Below are 23,671 nucleotides of genomic sequence, written 5' to 3'. Positions count from 1 at the left end.
GTTCAGCGGCCGGCGCGGGGACGCCGCACCGGCATCTCCTCCGCGCCGAGGGTGAGCGCCCGGGCCAACTCCGCCGCGAGCGACCGCGCCTCCGGCACCGACAGCCACAGCCCGGTGTCTCCGCCGACGACCCGCCCCCGCAGGTACACGGTCATCGGCAGATGCATCCGGTCGTGCCCGTCCGCACACCGGAACTTCCGGATACGCCGCGTCACGGCACGATCGATCCGCCAGCCGGAGGCGGGGTGGAACGTCGGGGTTTGGGGTGGCATGGGTCTGCCCTTCGTGACGGATTTCGCGGTTACTCGTCACAGCGTGCATTGAAAGTGCCTACGCTCACCAGGTTGGGGGCGTTGCACCGCCGCCATAGGCAACATGGGAGGGTTCAATGCCCGCACGGAAGTCCACGGGGACGGCCGACGCGAAGCAGGTGCTGGTGAAGGAGCTTCAGCGTTTGCGCGAGGCGTCCGGGTTCTCCTACCGGGAGCTGGCAGAGCTGACCAACTACGACGCGAGCTACCTGCAACGCCTGCACACCGGCGAGTCCAACGGCTCGCCTGAAGCCCTGGCAGCGCTCGACAACGTCTACTCGACGGGCCACTTGCGGGGATTGTGGGAACTGTCGAAAAGTGCAGGCTTCACCAAGTACTTCCGGAAGTTCGCCACGCTGGAAGCGCAGGCGATCTCTCGCGCCGACTACCACGCTTCCCTCATCCCCGGCATCCTCCAGACGGCCGCCTACGCTCGCGAGCTGTTGCGGACGCATCCGCACCGTTCAGACGAGGAAGCAGAAGCCATGGTGGAGCTTCGTATGGAGCGGCAGGCCAACCTGTTCGGGGCAGAGGCCATCATTGCTCGGATCGTCATCGATGAATTGGCGCTGCTCCGCCCGCTTGGCGACAGCGCAGCGTGGGCCGACCAGCTGGACCACCTGATGGACTGTGCCCAAAGGCCGAATCTCACGTTGCAGATCCTTCCGAGCAACGCAGGTGCGCACTACCTGGTCGGCGGTGGCGTATCCCTGCTCTGGCTTCCCGCGGGGAAGTGTGTCGCTCAGATGGAGGGCACCAGCACTGGCCAACTGGTGGATGATCCGCTCGACATCGAAGTCACGAGGCTGGGTTACGATCAGATTCGGGACCGCTCCCTGTCTCCAGTCGAGTCCCTGAACGTGCTCAAGAAACTGAGAGAGGGCACTCCACGATGCAACGAGGTCTGAGGCCGCACTACGTCTGGCGGAAGTCCTCGTTCTCGGGAACAGACAGCAACGGGTGCCTGGAAGTCTCCGACGGCCACGTCGGCGTCGTCCCCGTACGTGACTCCAAGCTCGCGGGCGCCGGCCCCGTCCTCCACATCACCCGCCCGGCCTGGGCAGCGTTCGTGAGGATGGCCAAGGCCGGGGTGTAGAGGCGGCGGGGCCGCCGGCGGGCTCAGAGCCGGTGGCGGACCCAGACGTTCGGTTCGACGTACACCGCGTGGCCGTGGGTGAGCGAGCAGTGGACCGGGACCAGCGCGCCCGGGACCTCGACGGGCCCCTCGGTGTCGAAGGGCAGGCCCGTCCAGTCGCGCCACTGTTCCAGGGTTCCGCTGACCGTCATCGACACCGGCGCGACCGAGTCCACCACGCCGCCGGCGCGGACGTGCACGCGCAGCCACGGGTCCTCCGGCAGGCCGTCCTCGGCGCGGGTCAGCCGGACGTACTCCGCCATCGGGAGGGCAGGCCGCAGGTGCTTGGCGCTCGGGCGGACGGGGGCGACCAGTTCGCGGTGACCCAGCGCGCGGGCGTTCTCGCGCATCGCCTCGACCATGCGGCCCGACACACCCCTTCCCAGGTGGTCGCGGGCCACGGTGATCTCGACGGCCCCGGCCGTGTCGGGCGTCCGGCCGTGCCGCAGGTCCGAGAAGGCCCACAGCAGTTCCTGGTCCCAGCCTCCGGCGGGGAGCCCGCCGCGACCGGGCGCGTCGAGCGCGAACGGCACGCTGTACCCCCGGGCGACCACCGTTCCCTCCTGGTCGGTGGCCACCAGGACGTACTCGGGGAACTCCACGGCGATCCTGGGAAAGTTGGCCCAGCCGACCAGGTCCTCCAGGACGAACCGGGGCCAGGTGTCCGGCATCTCGCCCAGCGCGCCGGTCAGCTCGGGGCGGTCGGCCAGGGTGGTGATCTGCGGCGTGATCTGCGGCTCCATGCGCGCGAGCCTAGGCAGCCGGGCCCCGCGGATCCACGGGGTTTCCGCCGGCCGGGTCCGGGGGCGCCGGCGCGTCCAGGGGGACGCGCAGCGCGAGCAGGGCCACGTCGTCGCCTGGTTCCTCCCCCGCCATGCGGTGGGTGAGTTCACCGGTCAGCCGCTCCAGCGGGAGGTCCGCCCCCTCCGTCAGGAACGCGCCCAGGCGTTCCACGCCCGCCTCGATGTCCTCGCCCCGGCGCTCCACCAGGCCGTCGGTGTAGAGCAGCAGCGTGCTGCCCGGCGGCAGCGGCTGGCGGTGCTCGTGCCAGCCCTCGTCCAGCCCCGGGTAGAGCATCATGTCGTGCCCGGTCAGCAGACGGCAGGGGGTGCCCGGCACGGCGAGCAGCGGCGGCGGGTGCCCGGCGTTGGTCCACAGGAGCTCCCACCCGCCGTGGGTGCGCGGGGTCAGGTGGGCGTGGACGAGGGTGCCGGTCAGGCCGAGGTCCAGGGTGGTGGTGGAGTGGTGCAGGGCCTCCACGGCGGCGGCGGGGCCGAGGCCGGGATGGTCGTGGTCGGCCTGGCGGAGCATGCTGCGCGCCTGGCCCATCAGGGTCGCCGCACGGATGTCGTGGCCGGTGATGTCGCCGATGGTCGCCGCCAGCGTGGGCCCGCCGCTCGCCCCCTCGGCCGGGAGCAGCCCGTACGCGTCGTACCAGTCGCCGCCCACCCGGTCGCGGGCGGCGGCGGGACGGTAGAGGCCGGCCAGCTCCAAGCCCTCGACCTGGGGCAACTCGGTGAGCATGGCGTCCTGCAACTGGCGGGCGACGTCGATCCGCTCGTCGATGAAGAGGGCGCGCTCCAGGGCGCGGGCGGCGTAGGCGGCGGTGGCGGTCAGCACGGCCAGCTCGCCGAGGTCCGGCTCGTGCGCCCGGCGCCAGGCCACGGCGAGCGCGCCGATGACACGCCGGGTACCCGTCAGCGGCACGCACACCATCGAGGCGAAGCCGAGCCGCTCCCACCGGTCCGCCGCCTCGGCTCCGTACCCGACGCGGACCGCCTCGGCACCGTGCACGGTGACGGTCCGCTTCTCGCGGGCGGCCCGGCCCGTCGGCCACGGGGTGACGACCGGGTCCACCGCCAGGTCCTGCACCGTACCGTCGGGCCAGCGGCCCTCGGTGGCGTCCCAGGGGGTGCGCTCCTGCTCCAGGCTGATACCGGCGAAGGACGCCTGGAGATCGCCGGTGATCAGCTCGCCGACCTGGTGACGCACCTGGTCGACGCCGGTGGTGTCGGCCAGCACCTCGGAGGCCCGCCGGACCAGGTCGGAGCGGGCCAGCAGCGCCGCCGTCTCGCCGCGCGCCTCCTCGACGCGCCGGGTCACGATCCGCAGCCGGATCTCCGCCGCGCACGCCTCGGCCAGATCGGTCAGGGCGTCGACGACATGGTCCGGCCACTCGTGGGGACGGTGGTCGATGGCGCAGAGCGAGCCGAGCACCACCCCGTCGTCGTCCACCAGCGGCAGCCCGGCGTACCCCGCGACCGACAGCTCGTCGATCACCGCCTCGTCCCGGGTACGCGGATCGGTCCGCGCGTCCGGCACGACCAGTCGCCCCGCCGACACGACCTCGGCACACAGTCCCGTCTTGCGCAGCTTCGACCAGGGAGCCCCCAGACCGGCCAGCCCGGGGAAGGAGAGGTGCTCGGCACCGGCCACGCAGACCAGCGCCACCGGCACGTCCGCGATCCCGGCCGCCAGCCGGGCGAAACGGTCCATGCCTTCGTCGGGGGCAGAGGAGAGCCCCGCCTGCTCCAGCGCGAGCAGCCGCGCGGCCTCCTGGGCCGGCGGGACGGCGCCCGCCGAGCCGCCGGAACCGGGTCCGCTGTCCTGTGCCATGGCGGCGGACCTTCCTGTCGGCGCCCCTGTCCACCCGCTCCTGCCAGGGTAGGTCAGCCTCCCGAGCCCTGCCGCTCACTCGCCGAGAGGGTCGGCCCGGGTACACACCGCCACGGGACGGCGGGCGGCCGGCGGCGTGGCGGGGACGGCGCACGGCCGTACGGACGAGCGGGCCGGGCGTCCGCCGCCGTGGCGACGCCGAGGTTCAGGCCGGCGACCATCCCGGCGCGCCGCCCTCCGGCACGTACACCGTCTCCGGGGGCAGCAGCTCCCGTGCCCCCGCCTCGTCCCCCTCGCGCACCCGCTCGTGCACGGCGTGGGCGAGTGCCGTCACGTCGGTGACCGAGACCAGCCACTCGTCCGCGTACCGGCGCACCGCCTCACCGCTCAGGCCGAGCTGGAGCGAACGGTGGGGCAGTGGCTGGAGCCGCCAGTCGCGTTCGGGGTCCCACTGCACCCGGGCGGGAGAGCGGCGCAGCGCCGCGCGCCACGCGTCGCGGTCCGGGTGGACGCCGGGGTGGTGGGCCGACAGGCAGGCGCCGGCGAGTGCCCGGTCGAACCCCGCCCGGTCGACCTCCACGGCCAGCACCCGCTCCTGCCCCTCCTTCCGCGCCCAGCCCGAGCGGTACATCATCCACAGGAAGGACGGCTTGACCCACGTCATCCGCTCCCGCTTCCACGCGGCCGGGAAGCGCTGGTCACGGGCGGCGGGCCCGGCGATGCGCGGGGAGTACGCCTGGTAGACGGTGACCGTGGTGGGGGTGTGGCGGGCACGGATCTCGTGGCTGGGGCGGGGCAGGGGGAGCGGGCTGGTCATGGGGAGAGGGTGCCGGGCGTGGGAGGGCGAGGACCAGTGGTTTTCGCGGGCGGGAAGGAGCGAGCCGGCGGCAGACGTCCCGCCAGGGGGGGACCGGTCCGCCGGGTGTGTCACGGCCGGACCCCGGCCGGGTGGCCAACTCGCCGGAGCACCCGCCCCGTTCACCGGGGCCACCGCGCGCCGCATACTGACCTCCACCGCAACCGAACCCCGGGGGGACCCGAACCATGCCCCAGCCCACCCTCCAGGAGCTGATCCGGCGTCGCAGACAAGGGGCGTTCGTCGGGCGGGAGCGGGAACTCGAACTGTTCGCACGGAATCTGGACGGGACCCCGACCGACCCCACCCACCGGTTCCTGTTCCATGTGCACGGGGTCGGCGGGGTGGGGAAGTCGACCCTGGTGCGCGAGTGGGAACGGCTCGCGGCGGGGCGGGGCGCGCTGACGGCGTACGTGGACGACTCGGCGCACAGCGTGCCCGAGGTCATGGCGGTGATCGCGGAGCAGTTCGCGCGGCAGGGACGGCCGCTGAAGGCGTTGGAGAAGCGGCTGGAGGCGCACCGGCGGCGCGTGCACGAGGCGTTGGCGGTGGGCGGGGCGGAGGCGGACGGCGGCCAGGGGGCCGCCGAAGGCGCCTCGGCGGTCAGTTCGGCGGTGGTGCGGGCGGGGCTGGTCGGGGTCGGGATGGTGCCGGGCGTGGGGGCGTTCGCCCCGGTGGTGGACGGCGAGCGACTGGCGCGGGGCGCCGACCGGTTCGCCGCCTCGCTCAGCGCCCGCTTCCGCGACCAGGAGGACGTACGGCTCGTACTCGACCCGGTGCGGGCGCTGAGTCCGGTGCTCCTCACCGAGCTGGGCCGGGTGGCCGAGGAGGTGCCGTGGACCGCCCTGTTCTTCGACACGTACGAGAACACCGCCCCGTTCCTCGACGGCTGGCTGCGGGACCTCACCACCACCGACCGGTACGGAGCGGCGCCGGGCAATCTCGTGCTGACCCTCGCCGGGCGTCACCGGCCCGACCGGGTCCTGTGGGGCGGCCAGGCCGAACTCGTCGCCCACCTGCCCCTCGAACCGCTCACCGAGGACGAGTCGCGGCGCCTGCTCGCCACTCGGGGCGTCGAGGACGCGTCGGCCCAGCGCGCCGTCTGGGAGGGGTCGGCCGGGCTGCCCGTCCTCGTCTCCGCCCTGGCCGACCACCCGGGGGACACCCTGCTCGCCGGGGCCACCGCCGTCGACCGCTTCCTCGGCCGCGCGCTCCCGCCCCGGGAACGCGAGGCCGCCCTCGCCTGCGCCCTGCCGCGCACCCTCGACGAGGACGTCTGCGCAGCCGCCACCGGAGAAGACGACGACCCGGCCGCCCTCTTCGCCGCCCTGACGGCGCTGCCGTTCGTCTCCGGCCACGAGGGCGCCCCGCGCTACCACGACCTGGTCCGCGCCCCCATGCTGCACCTGCGCCGCACCACCGCGCCCACCCGCTGGCGCGCCGCCCACCTGCGCCTGGCCGCCCTCCACGAACAGCGCTACGAGGAACTGGGCGGGACGGACGAGAGCGACGCGGCCGACCCGGCCCGGCTGCACGCCCGCCTGGAAGCCGCCTATCACCGGCTCTGCGCGCAACCCGCCGCCACCCTGCCGCAGTTGCTCGCCCAGGGCCCGAGAGCCGCCCGCCTCGGCGCCGCCTTCGCCCGCCGCTGGGCCCGCACCCTCGCCGACGCGGGCCGGGACAACGGCGACGAGGCCACCCGACGCTGGGGCACGGAGTGCCTCGCCGTGCTGGACGAGGACGACGGGCCCGCGGGCCGGGCCCGCCTCGCCGGGCTGCTGGTCGACCGGCCCGGTGCCGACGAGGCGGCGCGCGTCGAGGCGCTGCACGCGCGGGCGGCCCTGCACTGCGAGGCCCGCGAGTACGCCGAGGCGCTCGCCGACCACGACCGGCTGGACGCCCTGCGCCCCGGCGACTGGCGGACCGCCGTCGAACGCGGCGTCGCCCACCGCCGGGCCGGGAACTACGTCCAGGCACTCAGCCACCTCGACGAGGCCGAGGCCCGCCTCGCCGCCGCCCCCGACCCCGGGGACGATCCCGCGCCGGCGGCCCGCATCGCCCGCGAACAGGGGGAGACCCGGCGCCACCTCGGCCTGTTCGACCAGGCCCTGGACCTGCTGGGCCGGGCCCTCGCACTGGCCCCCGGCGACCCCTCCGCGCTGGTCTCACGCGCCGCCGCCCACCTCTCCCTGGGCCGGCACCACGAGGCGGTCGCCGACCTCGACCACGCGCTCGCCCGCCGCCCCGACCACCTCTGGGCCCTGCTGAAGCGGGCCCGCGCGCACGACTCCCTGGGCGACCGCCGGGCGGCCTTCGCCGACCTCGACCGCGCCGCCGACCTCACCATGGACTCCGCCGCCGTCATCGGTGAACGGGGCGAGATCCACCGCAGGGCCGGCGAGTACGCCGAGGCCCTGGCCGCCTTCGACGCGGCCGTCGCCGCCGACCCCGACTACCTCTGGGCGTACGGCAGCCGCGCCCTGGCCCACCACGCGCTGGGCGACTTCACCGCCGCTGTCGCCGACCTCCGCCACGCGCTCGCCCGCAAGCCCGACTACCTCTGGGCGCGGCTGCGGCTCGCCGAGTTCCGCCACGAACAGGGTGACTGCGACGCCGAGTTCGCCGAGTACGACGAGGCCGTGACCGCCACGACGGGCCGTCTGGCGCGGCCGTACGTGCTGCGGGGCCGGGCCCACGCCGAGCACGGCCGGTTCGCGCGGGCGCGGGCGGACGGGGAGGAGGCACTGCGGATCGAGCCGGAGGACGAGCGGGTCCGCGAACTGGTCGCGCAATGGAGTGCCCGGGCGTCCCGGGGCGACGCGGCCCCGCAGCCGCCCTCCCCGCGGCGGGGCGAGGCTTCGTGGGGGCACGGCGGCACCAGCGCGGGCCCGTGAGGGACCGCGGCCGCGCGCGAGGGGCGCGAAGGGCGCCCGCCCGCGTACCGTGCGGAAAAGGCTCTCACCCGTGCAAACTCCGCCACCAGGACGACGGTTCACATACCGCTGTTCGCCCCCGTCCGCTCACCTCCGGTCAATTACAGTGCGGGACGAGGCGTAAGCGGAACGGCAGGACGGGAGGGGCGCTGTGGGCACGGCCGTCGGGACCGTCTGGGGGCGGGCCGAGCAGCAGGACTTCCGGAGCCGGGTGCGCGGGACGATGCTCGGCGCGGCCCTGGGGGACGCCCTCGGCGCGCCGCTGACCGGACTCGACGCCCGCGCCGTACGCGAGGCGTGCGGCGACGACGGCCCCGACGGGCCCCGGGAGGCGTACGGGCGGCGCGGTGCCGTCACCGCCCACACCCAGCTCAGCCTCTTCACCGTGGACGGCCTGATCCGCGCCCAGGTGCGGCGCGACACCGGGGCCTGGCACCCGCCGACCGACGTCCACCTCGCCTACCGGCGCTGGGCCGCCACCCAGTCCGACTGGGGCCCCGACGAACGGCGCGCCGAGGACGGCTGGCTGGCGCGGCAGGAATGGCTGTACAGCAGGCGCCGGCCGGAGCGCAGCTGCCTCTCCGGCTTCGGGGACCGGGGCATGGGCACCCTGGAGGCGGTCCGCAACCCTGAGGAGCGCGGGCCAGGAGCGCTGACCCGGTCGGCGCCGTTCGGGTTGCTGGTCGGCTGGGAGCCGGGGCTCGTCCTCCAACTGGCCCTCGAATGCGCGGCGCAGAGCCACGGCCACCCGGCGGCCCGCCTGGCGGCGGGGGCGTACGCCCTGCTGGTGCACGGCACCGCGCGCGGCGAACCGCTGGAGGCGGCGGTCGGACGGGTGCTCGCCGGCACCGCTCGGCAGCCCGGCCACGAGGCCGTCGGCGAGGCACTGCGCGCGGCCCTCGACGGGGTCCGTCAGGGGCCGCCGGACGCGGCCCTCGTCGCGGAACTGGCCGAGGACGGCGAGGCCGAGGGAGTCCTGGCCGCCGCCCTGTACGCCGCGCTGGTCTGCGAGGACGTACCGCACGGGTTGCGGCTGGCGGTGCGGCACGGCGGGCCCTCGGCTGCGGTCGGCGCGGTCTGCGGCGGGCTGCTCGGCGCGCTGCACGGCGAGACGGCGCTGCCGCCGGCCTGGATCGCGGAGCTGGAGGGGCGGGCCACCGTGCTGGAGCTGGCCGACGACTTCGCCCTGGAGATGACGCACGGCGCCGCCCTGCACGGGCCCGACGGCGCCTCGCCGGGCTGGCTCGCCCGGTACCCGCGTGCCTGACGCCCGCGTCCGGACAGGGGGAAGCCCCCTCGGCCGGGACGGCGATCCAGTCGAGAGGGCTGTCGGCGCCGGTGGGCGCCCGCCCGCACCGCGCGGTGCGGGAACGGCGGTCACACCAGGTCGAAGGTGCCCCGGCCGACCCCGCCGACGAAGGCGTTCCAGGAGCTCGCGGCGAAGCCGATCGCCGGGCCCTGGGCGACCTTCGAGTCGCGCACGGCGATGGACGCCACGACGGGGGACTTCACCTCGACGCAGGCGCCGTTGCCGGTGGAGTAGGAAGACTTGGTCCAGTCGGTGGTCGCACCCTGGTGAATAGCCATGATCGCTCCGGTTCAGGCGGTGGATGTGCAGTTCCGCCGGCCGCGTGGGCCGGGAAGTGTCACCGGTCCCGATGACATCGACGACGCTACTCGCCAACATCGTCCGGAGCGGAGGCCAGTCACCCGACTGAAGGCAAATTCCCCGGTTCACCACCGAGGCGGGTGAAGGAACGTGTATCGTCCGTGCGCACACCACGCGGGTACGTGCATTTGAGCGATACCGCGGAATAAACCCGGGTTTCTGTGGACAGGGTAATTCCGGCCACCGCCCTGGCCCCGGACGCACCCGCTCCCGCCTGCGAGGACACCGGCCGCCCGGCACCGCGCACGGCGACGCCGCCCGGCAGGGGCGTGCCCGCCGGACGGCGTCCGGATAAACGGTGGGGAAACGGCGTGGAGAACGCCGGAAACAGCGTGACGGAACGGAGTTCGCCGGTCAGCCGCCGTGCTTGCCGGCCATCTCCGCGATGTACTCCCGCGACTTCTCCGGGTCGAGTGCCTGTGCCCGCAGATGTTCGTACATGACGCTGTACTTCTGGACGTCGTTCGACTTCTCCAGATAGAGATCGCTGGTGACGCCTTCGATGTAGACCACGCTGGAATCGGTGGCGTCGGGGAACTCCAGAATGGCGTACTGCCCGTTGAGTCCCGGGTGGGCGCCCATGGTGAACGGGATGACCTGGACGGTCACGTGCGGCAGCTCCGACATCCGCACGAGGTGCTCCAGTTGCTCCCGCATGATCTCGGGCGTGCCGACCGCCCGGTGCAACGCCGCCTCGTCCATCACCGTCCACAGCCGCAGCGGGTTCTCCGGCGAGGAGACCCGGTCCTGGCGGCGCATCCGCACCTGCACGCGCTTCTCCGCGTCGGCCGGGCTGATCTCCGGGATGGCGCCCTGGATCAGCGCCTCCGCGTACGGCCGGGTCTGGAGCAGACCCGGCACCACCTGCGGGTCGTAGGCGCGCAGCGAGGCCGCGTCGGTCTCCAGCCCGATGTACACGCTGTACGGGATGTCGCCGAAACTGTGCCACCAGCCCTGCTGCCGCGAGTCCTTGGCCATCTGCATCAGCGAGTCGACGATGCGGTGGTCCTCGACCTCGTAGACCCCGCACAGGTCACGCACGTCGCGCTGGCTGATCGAACGGCGGCCGTTCTCCAGGCGGCTGATCTTCGACTGGGAGACCAGGAGGCGTTCGGCGACCTGCTCGGCGGTCATGCCCTTGAGTTCGCGGAGCCTGCGCAGCTCCTGACCCAGACGGCGCCGCCTGACGGTGGGGTTGACACTGGACGCCACGTACGTGCACCTCCGGCTGCGGGCCCTGTGGGCAGGGCCTGGCGGGTTCTGCTTATCTGCTGTTCAGCAGAGTGCCACCAACGCCCCCGGCAGCGCTGGAAAATGGCCGATGCCGTATCCGTACGGTGGCCCAGCGTGTCCGCCTCGTGTCCGGCCGGTGGGCTCCGCCCCCCCAACGCGCACGGCCGCGCGGGGTGGCGGGCGGAGGCGTCGTCCGGACGTCCTCCCGTCCACCCCGCGCGGCCGTCTCGCGGCTCCCGGACCGGTTCAGGGGCCGTGACGCCCGAAGGCGTGACGGCGTGGCGGTACGGCGCTGGGGGTCCTGCTCTTCGGTTGTCGTCCTCTTCGGCTGACGCTCCCGCCCGCCGGCGGCCCGGCGGGCGGGAGCGCGCGGTGCGCGGTCGCCCTCAGTGGGCCGCGGCGCGGGCCATCGTCGAGCGGTGCGGCTGGCCCGCGGCGTGGTGCCCCGGTCCGGCCGCCGGTTCCGGGGTGCGTGGCCCGTGGGCCGGGCGCACCGCCGGGGCACCCCCGCGGCGCGGCTGGGTCGCCGCACCGTTCTGGACGTCCATCACGGCGTGTGCCACGAGTCCGCCCATCGGGTCGTGCCTGATGAGGTCCCGGAGGCGGGAGCGCGAGGAGCGCCCCTCGTTCCCCGGGTAGAGGTGCTTGCCGAGACCGACCGCGTGGGCCAGCGCGGCGAGCGCCGCGGTCCGCGGGTCCGGCGGGACGCCGGTGCGGATCGCGTTGTCCAGCCGGGCTCTGATCTCCCGGCTGATCGCCGTCTCCGTCGCCTGGTAGCGCGTCGTCGGCAGCACCCCGCACATCTGGCCTTCGACGGCATGCACCATGCCGCACCGCTCCAGGTGTGAGAGATAGGTCTGGCGCAGCCCCAGCCGGGGCCCGCCGATCCAGTGCACGGCCCGCACCGGCGCGCCGCGTCTGCGCAGCAGCTCCAGTGCGGAGTCCAGCGTCGGATCTCCGGTCGGCCGTGGTACGACCACGGCGATACGATCCCCGTCCGGGGCTATACGTCCGGCCAGCGCCAGCTCCACTAGCTGTGCTCCGGCCAGACCGAGGTCGAGCGACTGCGGCTGCGCTGTGGTACCCGTGGCCGGGTCCAGAGCGAGCAGCAGAAGCTCCTCCGGAATCGTTCTGCGGCTCCTGCCCATCCATGCCTCCCCGCGTGGATGAGTGACAGGGTGACCCCTCTCACATTGGTCTGTCGAGAGCGCGTGGGTGCTATGTACGGGAACCAGTAGGTATGTCGTTCTCGTCTGGCAAGAGGGTCCGTGGGTCACACAGGACACTGGTACATGGTTCGGACACGACGTCGTCCGGCACGACGGACGGCTTATCGAGGAGGCATCGGTGGCGGGCGAGATCCCCGACAGGTCGGAGCAGAAGAAGGCGTCGGGGGAGCCCGAGGCCCCGGCCGCCGAGACTCCGGACCCGGCCACGGACGACCGTGACCCCCGGATCGCGGTCGCCCGTGAGACGCCGGACCGCACCGACCAGGCCACGACCGTCCTGAGGGCGGACGGAGAGCGCGGCGGCGAGAGGGACGGCGGCAAGGCCGGCGACACGGCTGCCGGCGCGGAGGGCGGCAAGGCCGACGACGAGGAGCCCGCCGACGACGAGGAGCCCGCCGAGGGCGCGGCGCGCGCCGAGGGCGCGGCCGGGGCCGACGACGCGGGGGAGGCTCGCGGCGCCGGCGCCGAGGGCGAGAACGACGCCGAGGGCGACTCCGGTACGGAGGCCGCCGGTACGGCCGGGGAGGTGGGCGGCTCCGCGAAGGGTGAGGACGCCGAGGGCGGGGCCGACGGTTCCACCGAGCGCTCCGACGCCGCCGCGTCCGACGGGCCGGGCGGCTCCCCGGTCGACGAGGACGGCACGGCCGAGGACGGGGCGGATGAGACCGGCGAGGCCGGTGGGACCGGCGAGGGCGGTGGGACCGGCGAGGGCGAGGCCGAGGATTCCGCCGCCCCCGCCCCCGAGGTGACCGACACGGGCTCCGGCGCCGGTACGGACGGGCGGTTGCGCGACGCCGTGGCCGCCTGGGTCGCCACCGACGAGAGCGACGAAGAGGGCAAGCCGGGCGAAGGTGAGGCCGATCCGGCCGAGCGCGGCGCCGACGACACCGCCGGTGGGGGCGAGGAAGGCGCCGTGAGCGCCTCAGACGCCTCCGGCGAGCCCGTACGGCGTACGGGCGGCCCGAAGGTGCCCGGAGCGCGTGAGGCGGGCGCCGGCGACGCGGACACGGACGCGGGCCCGGACGCGGAGACGGGCGACGAGTCGAAGCCGGACGGAGGCGCGGTCGCCGGTCAGGGTGAGGAGTCGGCGGCCGGCGGCGAGGAGGCCGCGGCGCCGGGTGACGGGGAGGCCGGGACAGCGGCCGAGTCCGGCGTGGAGAAGGAGGCAGGGCGGGCCGGTGTGCCCGCGCAGGGCGGTGAGCCGGACACCGGGGCGGAGTCGTCGGAGCAGTCCGGCGAGGGCGACGGTGACAAGGCCGGGGCCGAGGCCGACGGCGAGGCCGAGGAGGCCGCCGTGGCGTCCACCGGGGTCAAGCTCCGCAAGGTCGGCAGGCGGGAGGGCGTGGACCAGCCGACCGCCGTCTTCCGGGCGCCGAAGTCCGAGCCCGAGACCGACCAGCCCACGACCATGCTGAAGGTCGGCGCCGGCGAGGCGAAGAAGGACCAGGACGAGGACGAGGCCGCTCCCGCCGCGGGCGAGTCGGAGGCCGAGCGGACCAGCAAGTTCGTGCCCTTGCGCGGGCTGGAGGGCCCGGCGGCGCTCAAGCCCGGGACGGCCGCGCCACCGAGGACCGGCGAGGAGCCCCCCGCCGGGACCGTCCCGCCGCAGGCCCCGGCCGCCGACGAGACGGCCGCGCTGCCCGCCGCCGAACGCACCACCCAGCAGCCGCTGCCGCCGCTGGACCTGCTCGCGGAGCTGACCAACACCCCGCCGCCGCCGGAGACACCGCTGCGCACCGCCGTGCGCCGGGTGAAGATCTGGACGCCGCTGGTGATCCTGCTGCTCATCGTCTTCGCGGTGGTCCAGTCGGTGCGCCCGCTGCCCGAGGGCACGCTGGCGCTCACCGCCGAGGAGACGTACACGTTCAAGGGCGAGAAGCCGTCCATGCCGTGGCCGACCGAGGGGCAGGCGACGGTCACCGTCGACGGCATCGGCTCGCTCGGCTCGTACGGCGAGCAGAAGCCGATCCCGATCGGCTCGGTCGCCAAGGTCATGACGGCGTACACGATCCTGCGCGAGCACCCGGTCAAGAAGGGCACCGAGGGCGAGAAGCTCACCATCGACGCCAAGGCCCAGCGGGACTACGAGAACGCCGGGCAGGAGTCGACCGTCAAGGTCGCCGAGGGCCAGAAGATCACCGTCAAGGAGGCCATCGAGGCGATCATGCTGCCCTCGGCCAACAACATCGCCCGCCAGCTCGCCCGTTGGGACAGCGACGGCGACGAGGCCGCCTTCGTCGAGAAGATGAACAAGTACGCCGCCGAGCTGGGCATGGAGAACACCACCTACACCGACCCCAGCGGCCTCAAGGAGACCACCGTCTCCTCCGCCGAGGACCAGGTGAAGCTCGGCAAGGCCGTCATGGAGTTCGAGGCGTTCAGCTCGGTCGTGCGGCTGCCGTACTACGAGTCGACCACCTCGGGCCAGCGCGAGAAGAACTACAACTACCTCGTCCCGATGTACGGCGTCGTCGGCATCAAGACCGGCTCCACCACCAAGGCCGGCGGCAACCTGCTCTTCGCCGCCGAGAAGGAGGTCGACGGCAAGAAGCAGCTCATCATCGGCGCCGTCTTCGGCCAGCACGCGCCGCCCATCCTGGACACCGCCACCGCCCGCTCCAAGGACCTGATCCTGCGCACCCAGGGCCTGCTCACCTCCAAGCCGGTGGTCGAGAAGGGCGACGTCGTCGGCCACGTCGACGACGGGCTCGGCTCCACCACACCGGTCGTCGCCACCAAGGACGTGCCGGCCGTCGGCTGGCCCGGCCTCACCGTGAAGCTCGCCCTGGACGACGGCGGCAAGGCCCTGCCGCACGAGGCGAAGGCCGGGACCGAGGTCGGCGTGCTCAGCGTCGGCGACGGCACCGGGGACGCCGTCGAGGTGCCGGTCGCCCTCCAGGGCGACCTAACCGAACCCTCCTTCGGCGCCAGGATCCAACGCATCGGCTGACCCCCGGTCCACCCCCGCTCCGGCGGCGCGCCCCACCCCGGGGACCGCCGCCGGAGCCGTGTTAGCGTCCCGGGCATCGGGACCAGTCGGACGAGTCGGCGCGGCACCGCGCCCGCACCGGACGGGCCGGGGACGAACGGGGAGAGCCGCCAGTGACCACCGCCGAGACCGGCCACCCGGAGCTGCGCGCGCCCGCGCCGCCCGAGGGCATACCGCCGGCGCCCCCCGCCGCGTCCCGGGCCCGCCGCCTGCTGCTCCACCCGGTCGCCCTCACCACCGCCCTCGCCGGGGCCCTGCACGTCCTGTGGTTCTTCACCTTCGCGAACAGCGGCGGCGACCTCGCGGCCCAGGACGCCTGGGCGGAGTTCGTCGGCCGCAACCCCGGCTCCGCGTACAACCTCGCCTGGTACGGCGGGATGCACCCGGTCTCCTACAGCGTCGTCTCCCCGTACCTCATGCACATCCTGGGCGTGCGGACCACGATGATGCTGGTCGGCACGGTCTCGGCGGCGCTGCTCACGCTGCTGCTGATCCGCAGCGGCGCGGTACCGAGGCCGGGCGCCGGGCCGGGGGCGCTGCGCCGCGCCCTGCTTCCCGCCTTCGCGGGTGTGTACGGGCTGCTCTGCAACGCCGTCTCCGGCCGGGTCACCTTCGGCCTCGGCATGATGTTCGGGCTCGCCGCCGTCGCCGCGTTCTTCTGCTGGCCGCGCCGCTGGCGCCACCGCCGCTGGACCAAGGGCGCCGTCGCGGCCGTCCTCGCGGGGCTCGCCACGGCGGGCTCGCCGGTCGCCGGACTCTTCGTCGGCTTCGTCGCCGCCGCCCTCTTCGTCAGCCGCCGGCGGCCCGCCGCCTACGCGCTCGGCCTCGCCCCGGTCGCCGTCGTCGCCCTCTCCACCTGGCTGTTCCCCTTCTCCGGCACCCAGCCGATGTCGCTGGGCTCGGCGGTCGTGCCGTTCCTCTACGGCGTGCTCGTCTGCGTCCTGGTGCCCCGGCACTGGGTGACCGTCCGCGTCACCAGCGGGGTGTACGCCCTCGCGGTGGTCCTGGTCTGGGCCGTCCACTCGCAGATCGGCTCCAACGTCACCCGGCTGCCGATGCTCTTCGCGGGCGTCGCGCTGATGGCCGCGCTGCCGTTCACCGCCCGGGCGAGCCTCAAGTGGTACGCCCTGGTCGTCTCCCTCCTGGTGTTCACCGGGTGGATCGGCGTCAAGTCCCGCGACGACGTCGTCAACACCACGCCGATCGCCTCCTGGAACCGCGAACTGGCCCCGCTCATCAGCCACCTCGACCAGGCCGGCGCCGACCAGGGCCGCGTCGAGGTCGTGCCCTCCCGCAGTCACCGGGAGGCCTCCGCGCTCGCCCCGTACGTCAACCTCGCGCGCGGCTGGAACCGCCAGGCCGACGTCGACCGGAACCCCCTCTTCTACGACGGCTCCCTCAACGCCGCCACCTACCGCGCCTGGCTCGACCGCTGGGCCGTCCACCACGTCGTGCTGCCCCGCGGCGACCTCGACGGCGAGGGCGCCGCACGCGAACGCGTGCTCATCGAACGCGGTATGCCCTACCTCGACCTGGTCTGGAGCGACGCCAACTGGCGCCTCTACGCCGTCGAGAACCCCACGCCGATCGCCGACCCGCCGGCCCTGGTCCGCAACGCCGAACAGGGCGCCATCACCCTGGACGTGCTGCGCCCCGGCCGTGTCCTGGTCCGCCTGCCGTACTCGCCGTGGCTCGGCCTGGTCGACGCCGACGGGAACACCCTGCCGGCCCCCGAGGAGACCGCCGCCTCCCGGGCCCGTACCGCGGAGGACTCCGGCCAGCGCAGGGAGTACCGCAACCGCCACGGCTGCCTCGCCCCCACCGGCCCCGACGCGACGGGCGGCACCTGGACCGAACTCGTCGCCCCGAAGGCCGGCACGTACCGCATCGCGGCCCCGTACGAGATCCCCCGGGGAACGGCCTGTCCGGAGGAACCGCGCTGAGTCGGCGGGCCGGACGGGTCCGGGGGCCGGACGGGCCCGGCGGCGGCGCCGGAACCGGGGGCTCGGCCGGACCCGGGGGCTGGGCGGTTCACACGACGGTGAGCAGGCGCGGGCCCGACTCCGTGACGGCGATGGTGTGCTCGATGTGGGCCGCGCGGCTGCCGTCGGCCGTGTACATGGTCCAGCCGTCCTCGCCCGTCCAGCAGTCGTCCGAGCCGCCCGCCAGGAACATCGGCTCGATGGCGAGGGCCAGGCCGGCCCGGAGCGGGAAGCCGCGCCCCGGGCGGCCCCGGTTGGGGATGTGCGGGTCCTCGTGCATGCGCCGGCCGATGCCGTGGCCGCCGAAGTCCGCGGGGACGCCGTAGCCGCCGCGCCGGGCCGCCGAGCCGACGGCGTGCGAGATGTCGCCGATCCGGTGGCCGACGGTGGCGGCGGCGATCCCCGCGGCCAGGGCGGCGCGGGTGTCGGCGACCAGCGCGGCGTCCTGGGGGCGGGGGGTGCCGACGGAGAAGGTGGTGGCGGCGTCACCGGTCCAGCCGTCCAGTACGGCTCCGCAGTCCACGCTCAGCAGATCGCCGTCGCGGAGCCGGTGGCCGGTCGGGATGCCGTGCTGCACCGCGTCGTTGACCGAGGCGCAGATCACCGCCGGGAAGGGGGCGGGCGCGAAGCCCGGCTGGTAGCCGAGGAAGGGCGAGGTCGCGCCGGCGCCGGCGAGGACACCCCGTGCCACCTCGTCCAGCTCGCGCAGCGACACCCCGGGAGCCGCCGCCTCCTCGACGGCGGCCAGCGCCCGGGCGACGACCCGGCCCGCCTCCCGCATCGCGTCCAGCTCACCGTCGGTCTTGATCTCCACCATGCCGTGCGTCCCGCTCCCGGTCCCGGCCCGGGCATGCGGGCACGCCGGAGGACGGCATGCCGCCTCCCCGGCGCATCCAATTTCTATACCGGTATTAGTATCACGGTCATGGTGCGAACAGCTCTGACCCCCTGGGAACGCTCACGCGGCGAACACTTCGGCGCCCTCATCCGCCGGGCACGCGGCGACCGCAGCATGGTCGACGTGGCGGCCGCCGCCGGCGTCTCCGCGGAAACCCTCCGCAAGATCGAGACGGGCCGCGCCCCCACCCCGGCCTTCTTCACGGTCGCGGCCCTGGCCGCGACGCTCGGCCTGTCCCTGGACGAACTGGCCGAGGCGGCCGCGCTGGCGGCCGGGGCGGAGACGGAGGGGGGCGGGGCGGCCCGGTCGGCCTGAGTCAGCCCTGGTGCGTGCCGCCCCCGTGGGGCGGCGCCCACCCCTGGCCCATCGCCTGGGCGGCCAGGCGGTTCCGGTGGCGGGAGCGCTTGATGATCAGGGCGACGGCGACCCCCGCCACCGCGAGGCCGGCCGCTCCGGGCAGCAGGGTGGTGAGCAGCAGATCCCCGATCAATGTGCCCAGTCCCGCGCCGTCACCCGGCGCGAACGTGAGAGAACCGGCCTGATCGGTGCAGCGGAGGGTGTAGGTGCCCGGGGTGTCGGCCTCGATCCTCAGCAGCCGCACCCACGAGGTCGTGTTGAGCTTGACCGTGTACAGCGCCTCGTAGCGGGTGAAGGTCGCCTCGCCGGGCCCGTCCAGGGTGCAGTTCACCTTCCCGGAGACCGGCGCCTGCGCGAAGACCGCCGGCTCGCCGCCGTCCTTCACCTCCACCCGGGCGCTGCCCCCGCTGCGGAAGGCCTGGTCGCGGTCGACCGCGTCGACCGCCGACACCAGGGTCAGCACGAATCCGGCGAGGGCCCCGAGCAGCAACAGCCCCGCGGCCACCCAGACCCCCGCCAGCACCCCCCGTCCAGGGCGTACGAGGGACGGGTCGACGTGGGCGGGACCGGCTCCGCGGCCCGGGTACTTGCTCATACGCCGATGCTGGCAGCCGGGGTGCGCCGGGGGCCAGGGGCGTTGGCCAGGGCCGAAAGCGCTTGCCGGTACCGGCTCCTACCCCTGCGGCTGCTGCCCGTACGGGCCGGGCTGCCGCGGAGGCTGCTGCGGCCACTGGCCCTGCGGCGGCTGCGCCTGCTGGGGCGGGCCGTAAGGGCCCGGCTGCTGCTGCGGCGCACCGTGGGGGCCGGGCTGCTGCGGCGCACCGTAGGGGCCGGGGTGGCCGGGCTGGCCCGGCTGCGGGTGACCGTACGGAGCGGCGGGCTGGTGCCCCGGCTGCGGGTGGCCGTACCCGGCGGGCGCGGACTGCGGAGGCTGGGCGTAGCCGCCCGCCTGCTGCACCGGCGTGCCCCAGCCGCTCTGCGAGCCCGGCGGCAGGTACCGGGCGCGGCCCTCCTGGTCGGTCACCCGCTGGAAGCCGAGCCGTTCCAGGTACGCCGCGAACTTCGCGTTCCGCTTGCGCTGCACCACGACGCTGATGCCGAGCGCCGCCATCGCCAGCACCCAGAACCCCACCACGAAGCCCATCGGCAGGTCCCGCAGGGCCAGGATGCCGGAGGCGATCGTCAGGCCCAGCCCCGCCATCACCAGGCGGTTGGTCTCCGTCATCCGGCCGGTCAGGTCGAAGTTGATCCGGGCCTTCAGCAGCTCGAACATGTCCGCCGGGCAGGGCGGCAGCGGTCCTCCGGCGGCCGCCTGCGGATACTGCTGCCAGTTGGCCGCCGCCCGCTGCCGCGCGGCCGGGCTCGGGTCGGGCGCGAGATACATGTGGAGCGCGGTGTTACGCCCGCCGCCCTGCCGCACGTCGACGTACTCGTAGCCGAACTGCTGGGCGACGCACGCCAGATTGGCCAGCTTCTTCACCGACGCCATAGGGCTCGTCAGCATCACCGGCTGACCGTGCCCCATCAGCTCGAACATCTTGCGGACCTGCTTCTTGCTCACCCACACCACCCCGTTCCGGTCCCGGTACCTCGGCCGAAGGCCGCCCGCGACTGTACCGCCCACCCGCCGGCACCGGCCCCCCGCCTGTGTCACGGGAACCAGCGGCCGCTCCCCCCGGCGCCACCGGGACGCGTATCATCCGGCCGAGTGAAGCCGCGCCCGCCCGAGGCGGACGACGGCGCAGACGGGCACGGCCGCGCCCAGGGGACGGCCACGCACAGCCCGCCGGAAAGGTTCTCCGGCAGCATGCGAGATACAGCGGAGGTGTGGTGTTGTGCTGAAGACCGGGAAGATCCTGCGCTTCGACGAGGTGCGCGGCTACGGGTTCATCGTGCCCAACGAAGGCGGCGAGGACGTCTTCATGCACGCCAACGACCTTGTCGATGAGAAGTACCTGTACCAGAGCGGCCGGGAGGTCGAATTCTTCGAGGAGGTGGGCGAGAAGGGCCCCAAGGCGTCCCAGATCCGCCTCGTCTACCGCTCCTCCCCGCGCCGCTCCACCCCCGCCGTCGGCTTCTCCTCCGGCGGCCCCGACGCCCCCCGCATCACCAACCCCGGCGTGGGCGAGCCCGACGCCGACCTCGACGACTACGACGACCAGGAAGACGCCGACACCCTCACCGTCGCCGAACTCCGCACCGAACTCACCGACCTCCTCCTCGAAACCGACGACACCCTCACCGCCGACCAGATCAAGCGCATCCGCACCAGGGTGACGGAACTGGCCCGGGTCCACGGCTGGGTGGCTTCGTAGCCCAGGCGACACCACGCCCCGCCGCCGCCCGCAGTGGGCGGCGGCGGGGCGCCTTGGTCTGCCCGGGGCCGTCCTCGGGCACCCACCACTTCGCGCTCTCGCCCACGACTGGACGGACTCCGGATGAAGGCCCGGACAGGTCCTAGCCTCGTTGGCGCAGCTGCTGGACCACCGGCACCGCAGCCAGGCAGAGAAGCGCGGTTCCTCCGAACGCGGCACCCGCAGCGAGCAGGGCCCCGGACACCGGGGTGCCGTCGAGGGCCTTGAGGAACCCGACACATGCCGCCACCAGGGCGGAGAACAGCACCATGACCAGCAGCCAGGGAATCCACGCGCTGTTCGGAGGCTGGGAGAGCGAGGGGGACGACGGAGGGGACGACTGGTGGGAGGTGTTCACAGCGGTGCTTCCTTCTCGGCTCAGTGGTGGGGACGGGCGTCAGGCGCGGGGGTGGGTGTGCGGACCCAGCAGCACACCGGACAGGGCGGTGCGGGCGCGCCGGGCCGAGGCGGCGACCGACTGGTGCGCGCGATCCAGCGCGTCGAGGCTTTCCAGCGCGGCCACGACCTCCTGTTGCTCGGCGAGGTCCGGCAGCGGAATCCGTAGCGCTCCCAGGGATTCGGAGCGGAGGGAGGGAGCAGCCGTGGCCGCGGCGCGATCCCGCATCCAGGCGACGGACTCCTCCAGGCACAGGTAGTGGAACAGGTACTCCGGCAGCACACGTCCGGCATGCCGCGTGGTCACACGGAGCCGGATGACGTTGGGGCTCATCAGCCAGCCGTCCTGATGCTCCCGTACCAGCGCCGGCTGGGTGATCGCGCCGGAACGCACACACACGATGTCGTTGATCCGCAGTCCGAAGTGGCTCAGCCGACGGGCCGTCTCGCCCATCACCCGCTCGTCCGCCTCGTCGCTGACGCGCCGCTCCTTCAGGTGACGCGGAAACACCACGGGGACCACGCCGTCGACGCTGCGCTGAGCCTTACCGAGCTTGGTGTAGGAGGGCCCAGCCTGGATCTCGCACAACGAGGCGAGGTCGGCCGTGCGAGCCGGCCGACCGGGCCATGGCGGCCGTCCGCCGGGCCCTTGGAGGAATGCCTGGCGACCAACCGTCCCTTGAACCGTGCTCAGGTCTCCCTCGGCATCGCACAGCCCCTTCCACGCGGATTCCCATTCGTGCCGGGAGCCGTCTCCGCCGCCGCCCCGGTGTTCGACGTGGTCGAGGGGGTTCAACGAGTAGTCGCTGCTCCGGAGCTCCTCGCGGGACACCACGGCGCCGGGCACCCGTCGCCCTCCGCCACCCGCTCCGGCAGAAGGGCTGTTCTCTTCGGGGTCCTCTTCGGGGCGCCTGTACGTCTGGTAGGCGTCGACGAGGATGTCGACGTCCGCGGCGCTGAGGAGCCGCCGCGAACCGCTCTTCACGCCCATGTGCCGTGCGTCGAGGAACAGAGTGCTGTCGCACCGGTCATCGGGATGACGCAGTACCCATACGGAGACCGGTACGGCGGTACCGGTGAACAACTGGGCCGGCAGCGCGATGACGCTCTCGACGCAACCCCGCTCCACCAGGTTGCCCCGGATGACCCGGTCCGCCTTGTGGCCGGAGTTCCCCGCCTTGTTGGGCATGATGATCCCGGCTCGTCCCCGCCGGCTCAACGTGGCCAGGCAGTGCTGGACCCAGGCGAAGTTGTCGTTGTCGACGGGCGGAGCCCCGTACGTCCACTGCCCCTCGTGGCGCTCTCCCCTTCCGGGATCACTCATGTTGAACGGTGGGTTGGTGAGCACGATGTCGAACGCCCTCGGCGAGTTCCTCTCCGAGTCCCCCTGCCAGGGGACCGTACGGGTGAGGTGGAGGGAGGGAGAGACACCGTGGAGGAGGAGGTTCATGGTCGCGAGTCGCCAGGTGTCGGCCCGCCGCGTCTCGCCGTACGTCCGAGGGACCCTTCCCCGTGCCGGCCCTTCGTCGTCCACGGCGCAGTAGGCCGACGCCTCGATGAGGAACCCGCCGTCGCGCGCATGAGGGTCGTACACGGACTCCGGCTCTCCAGGGCCGAACTCCGAGCAGACGAGCCGCGTCATCAGCCGGACCACGGGACGCGGCGTGAAGAACTCGCCGCTTCCCAACGCCGCTTGGTGCTCGTACTCATCGAGGATCAGCCCGAACACACCCTCGGTCAGACGGCTCATCGCGTCGACGACGCCGCGGAGGTCGCGAGCGGTCCGGGGTTCCAGCCGCCCCAACGCCTCCTGCATGCTCGAATGGATACCGCGACCCCGCAGGTCCTCGTCGGCCGCCCGGCCGATGTCCCGGAGCAACTGGGCGGCCTCGTCGAGGGTGCGGAGGGCACGGGCTCGAGTGGCCAGGGCGCCGAACCGGCTCGGCGCGGCACCCCGCAGGTAGTGGAGGCAGAGGAGCAGGTTCAGATAGTCGAGCACGCCGGCCGCCCCCCGCACCCGGTCGACGAGTCTGCCCATCAGCTCGGTGACGATCTGCCGGTTCTCCGGAAGAGGTTCGTCGTCCACGCCGGTCGGAACGCGGTACGACGCACCGGCGGAAGGAAGGCCCTCCGCCGTACCGCTCGGAAGCCGGTCGCCTCCAGCCTTCTTCCGGGCACGGTCGCCGTACGTGGTACCGACGGGCTCCCCGGCCGCGAGCCGTCCGGGCGGCACAGGCCGCCGGTCCAGCCAGTCCACCGTTTCCGACCAGAGGAAGTAGTCCTGGCCGTTGGACCGCCTCGCAGTGGGGAAGCCGCTCTCCTGCCTCTCCCAGGCGGTCACGGTCGACCGGCTCACTCCCGCGAGGGTGGCGAACCGTGCTCGTCCGATCAGCGGATCGTGGGATGTCTTCGGTCGCACCATGGACGCTGAGCCTCCTTCGACTGCGCTGTGGCCGGGCCGACTGAGAGTGAGACTAGAGGAGAGCGCCGTAGAAAACTCAGTGCGCACTGCCGGTGCGCAGACTGTCTGTGGCCGTCGAAGGGTGTCTGCGTGCGGCGAGGGAGCCGTGGCAGCCCGGGCCCTCTTTCACTCGAAGGGACGGGGTTCCTCAGGCTCCCCACGAAAGAGGCTTCGGAGTCTCCCTACCCGATGGAGGCCCTCGCCCCTCGTCACGCCGGATGCACCCGTCCCGCCCCCGTCGGTGTCGTGCTG

20 protein-coding genes are annotated in these 23,671 nt (G+C 73.7%); 8 read left to right on the top strand and 12 right to left on the bottom strand.

Annotation, left to right across the window (positions count from 1 at the left end; translation table 11 throughout):
- Nucleotides 1-2: 2 nt before the first annotated feature.
- Entirely contained in the window at nt 3-215 is a 213-nt protein-coding gene (locus Sdia_RS02050; RefSeq protein ID WP_161499811.1) for a hypothetical protein, read from the bottom strand.
- 173 nt (nt 216-388) lie between these two features.
- Here Sdia_RS02050 and Sdia_RS02045 point away from each other — a divergent pair, with 173 nt between their 5' ends.
- Both Sdia_RS02045 and Sdia_RS02040 read left to right on the top strand, forming a co-directional pair.
- Nucleotides 389-1,219, top strand: coding sequence for a helix-turn-helix domain-containing protein (locus Sdia_RS02045; protein ID WP_115067807.1), 831 nt, complete (start codon nt 389-391; stop codon nt 1,217-1,219).
- Nucleotides 1,204-1,407, top strand: a complete 204-nt coding sequence (locus tag Sdia_RS02040; RefSeq protein WP_115067808.1) for a DUF397 domain-containing protein — start codon at nt 1,204-1,206, stop codon at nt 1,405-1,407. The genes Sdia_RS02045 and Sdia_RS02040 overlap by 16 nt, the downstream gene beginning before the upstream one ends.
- A gap of 23 nt (nt 1,408-1,430) precedes the next feature.
- Here the strand turns inward: Sdia_RS02040 and Sdia_RS02035 are convergent, their stop codons facing one another.
- From Sdia_RS02035 to Sdia_RS02025, 3 genes are all read right to left on the bottom strand, one after another.
- Nucleotides 1,431-2,177 (bottom strand): N-acetyltransferase, encoded by a 747-nt coding sequence (locus Sdia_RS02035; protein WP_100456502.1) that lies wholly within the window; start codon nt 2,175-2,177, stop codon nt 1,431-1,433.
- Between the two features lie 22 nt (nt 2,178-2,199).
- The gene (locus Sdia_RS02030) at nt 2,200-4,062 is read right to left on the bottom strand and encodes a SpoIIE family protein phosphatase (protein ID WP_100456142.1); all 1,863 of its coding nucleotides are present in this window, start codon (nt 4,060-4,062) and stop codon (nt 2,200-2,202) included.
- A 205-nt stretch (nt 4,063-4,267) separates the two neighbouring features.
- Nucleotides 4,268-4,879 (bottom strand): DUF4291 domain-containing protein, encoded by a 612-nt coding sequence (locus Sdia_RS02025; protein ID WP_100456141.1) that lies wholly within the window; start codon nt 4,877-4,879, stop codon nt 4,268-4,270.
- A gap of 227 nt (nt 4,880-5,106) precedes the next feature.
- On the opposite strand from Sdia_RS02025, the gene Sdia_RS02020 reads away from it, so the two are divergent.
- Together Sdia_RS02020 and Sdia_RS02015 are read left to right on the top strand one after the other, a co-directional pair.
- Nucleotides 5,107-7,812, top strand: coding sequence for an ATP-binding protein (locus tag Sdia_RS02020; RefSeq protein WP_189500114.1), 2,706 nt, complete (start codon nt 5,107-5,109; stop codon nt 7,810-7,812).
- 190 nt (nt 7,813-8,002) lie between these two features.
- Nucleotides 8,003-9,118, top strand: a complete 1,116-nt coding sequence (locus Sdia_RS02015) for an ADP-ribosylglycohydrolase family protein (RefSeq protein ID WP_100456139.1) — start codon at nt 8,003-8,005, stop codon at nt 9,116-9,118.
- A 110-nt stretch (nt 9,119-9,228) separates the two neighbouring features.
- Here the strand turns inward: Sdia_RS02015 and Sdia_RS02010 are convergent, their stop codons facing one another.
- The 3 genes from Sdia_RS02010 to Sdia_RS02000 all read right to left on the bottom strand — a co-directional run bounded on the left by Sdia_RS02010 (nt 9,229) and on the right by Sdia_RS02000 (nt 11,901).
- Nucleotides 9,229-9,438, bottom strand: coding sequence for a DUF397 domain-containing protein (locus Sdia_RS02010; protein ID WP_100456138.1), 210 nt, complete (start codon nt 9,436-9,438; stop codon nt 9,229-9,231).
- Nucleotides 9,439-9,874: 436 nt separating this feature from the next.
- Entirely contained in the window at nt 9,875-10,732 is an 858-nt protein-coding gene (locus Sdia_RS02005) for a helix-turn-helix domain-containing protein (protein ID WP_100456137.1), read from the bottom strand.
- Between the two features lie 407 nt (nt 10,733-11,139).
- Entirely contained in the window at nt 11,140-11,901 is a 762-nt protein-coding gene (locus Sdia_RS02000; RefSeq protein ID WP_100456136.1) for a GOLPH3/VPS74 family protein, read from the bottom strand.
- 199 nt (nt 11,902-12,100) lie between these two features.
- Between Sdia_RS02000 and Sdia_RS01995 the strand changes: the two genes are divergently transcribed.
- Both Sdia_RS01995 and Sdia_RS01990 read left to right on the top strand, forming a co-directional pair.
- Nucleotides 12,101-14,932, top strand: a complete 2,832-nt coding sequence (locus Sdia_RS01995) for a serine hydrolase (RefSeq protein ID WP_185393308.1) — start codon at nt 12,101-12,103, stop codon at nt 14,930-14,932.
- Nucleotides 14,933-15,084: 152 nt separating this feature from the next.
- Nucleotides 15,085-16,914 (top strand): DUF8823 domain-containing protein, encoded by a 1,830-nt coding sequence (locus Sdia_RS01990; RefSeq protein ID WP_115067812.1) that lies wholly within the window; start codon nt 15,085-15,087, stop codon nt 16,912-16,914.
- A gap of 88 nt (nt 16,915-17,002) precedes the next feature.
- Here Sdia_RS01990 and map read toward each other — a convergent pair whose 3' ends face one another.
- On the bottom strand, nt 17,003-17,770 hold the full coding sequence (gene map / locus Sdia_RS01985) for a type I methionyl aminopeptidase (RefSeq protein WP_100456133.1): 768 nt from the start codon (nt 17,768-17,770) through the stop codon (nt 17,003-17,005).
- Nucleotides 17,771-17,878: 108 nt separating this feature from the next.
- Between map and Sdia_RS01980 the strand changes: the two genes are divergently transcribed.
- Entirely contained in the window at nt 17,879-18,166 is a 288-nt protein-coding gene (locus tag Sdia_RS01980; protein WP_100456132.1) for a helix-turn-helix domain-containing protein, read from the top strand.
- 1 nt (nt 18,167) lies between these two features.
- On the opposite strand, the gene Sdia_RS01975 is transcribed toward Sdia_RS01980, so the two are convergent.
- Both Sdia_RS01975 and Sdia_RS01970 read right to left on the bottom strand, forming a co-directional pair.
- Nucleotides 18,168-18,803, bottom strand: a complete 636-nt coding sequence (locus Sdia_RS01975) for a hypothetical protein (protein WP_229830918.1) — start codon at nt 18,801-18,803, stop codon at nt 18,168-18,170.
- Nucleotides 18,804-18,881: 78 nt separating this feature from the next.
- Nucleotides 18,882-19,775, bottom strand: a complete 894-nt coding sequence (locus tag Sdia_RS01970) for a hypothetical protein (protein WP_181843939.1) — start codon at nt 19,773-19,775, stop codon at nt 18,882-18,884.
- 268 nt (nt 19,776-20,043) lie between these two features.
- On the opposite strand from Sdia_RS01970, the gene Sdia_RS01965 reads away from it, so the two are divergent.
- On the top strand, nt 20,044-20,523 hold the full coding sequence (locus Sdia_RS01965; protein WP_100456130.1) for a cold-shock protein: 480 nt from the start codon (nt 20,044-20,046) through the stop codon (nt 20,521-20,523).
- 142 nt (nt 20,524-20,665) lie between these two features.
- Here Sdia_RS01965 and Sdia_RS01960 read toward each other — a convergent pair whose 3' ends face one another.
- Together Sdia_RS01960 and Sdia_RS01955 are read right to left on the bottom strand one after the other, a co-directional pair.
- Nucleotides 20,666-20,920 (bottom strand): hypothetical protein, encoded by a 255-nt coding sequence (locus tag Sdia_RS01960; RefSeq protein WP_115067813.1) that lies wholly within the window; start codon nt 20,918-20,920, stop codon nt 20,666-20,668.
- A gap of 39 nt (nt 20,921-20,959) precedes the next feature.
- On the bottom strand, nt 20,960-23,380 hold the full coding sequence (locus tag Sdia_RS01955; protein ID WP_189500113.1) for a type I restriction-modification system subunit M/S: 2,421 nt from the start codon (nt 23,378-23,380) through the stop codon (nt 20,960-20,962).
- Nucleotides 23,381-23,671 lie beyond the last annotated feature (291 nt).

This window comes from Streptomyces diastaticus subsp. diastaticus, assembly GCF_011170125.1.
Taxonomy (GTDB): domain Bacteria; phylum Actinomycetota; class Actinomycetes; order Streptomycetales; family Streptomycetaceae; genus Streptomyces; species Streptomyces diastaticus.
This window is presented reverse-complemented; position numbering and strand designations above follow the sequence as displayed.

Excerpts from the sequence above, each read along its gene's own strand:
- Sdia_RS01980 (WP_100456132.1), top strand. The coding sequence starts at position 17,879 with ATGGTGCGAACAGCTCTGACCCCCTGGGAACGCTCACGCGGCGAACAC.
- map (WP_100456133.1), bottom strand. The coding sequence starts at position 17,770 with ATGGTGGAGATCAAGACCGACGGTGAGCTGGACGCGATGCGGGAGGCG.
- Sdia_RS01975 (WP_229830918.1), bottom strand. The coding sequence starts at position 18,803 with ATGAGCAAGTACCCGGGCCGCGGAGCCGGTCCCGCCCACGTCGACCCG.
- Sdia_RS01955 (WP_189500113.1), bottom strand. The coding sequence starts at position 23,380 with ATGGTGCGACCGAAGACATCCCACGATCCGCTGATCGGACGAGCACGG.
- Sdia_RS02045 (WP_115067807.1), top strand. The coding sequence starts at position 389 with ATGCCCGCACGGAAGTCCACGGGGACGGCCGACGCGAAGCAGGTGCTG.
- Sdia_RS02025 (WP_100456141.1), bottom strand. The coding sequence starts at position 4,879 with ATGACCAGCCCGCTCCCCCTGCCCCGCCCCAGCCACGAGATCCGTGCC.
- Sdia_RS02040 (WP_115067808.1), top strand. The coding sequence starts at position 1,204 with ATGCAACGAGGTCTGAGGCCGCACTACGTCTGGCGGAAGTCCTCGTTC.
- Sdia_RS02010 (WP_100456138.1), bottom strand. The coding sequence starts at position 9,438 with ATGGCTATTCACCAGGGTGCGACCACCGACTGGACCAAGTCTTCCTAC.
- Sdia_RS02030 (WP_100456142.1), bottom strand. The coding sequence starts at position 4,062 with ATGGCACAGGACAGCGGACCCGGTTCCGGCGGCTCGGCGGGCGCCGTC.
- Sdia_RS02020 (WP_189500114.1), top strand. The coding sequence starts at position 5,107 with ATGCCCCAGCCCACCCTCCAGGAGCTGATCCGGCGTCGCAGACAAGGG.
- Sdia_RS02000 (WP_100456136.1), bottom strand. The coding sequence starts at position 11,901 with ATGGGCAGGAGCCGCAGAACGATTCCGGAGGAGCTTCTGCTGCTCGCT.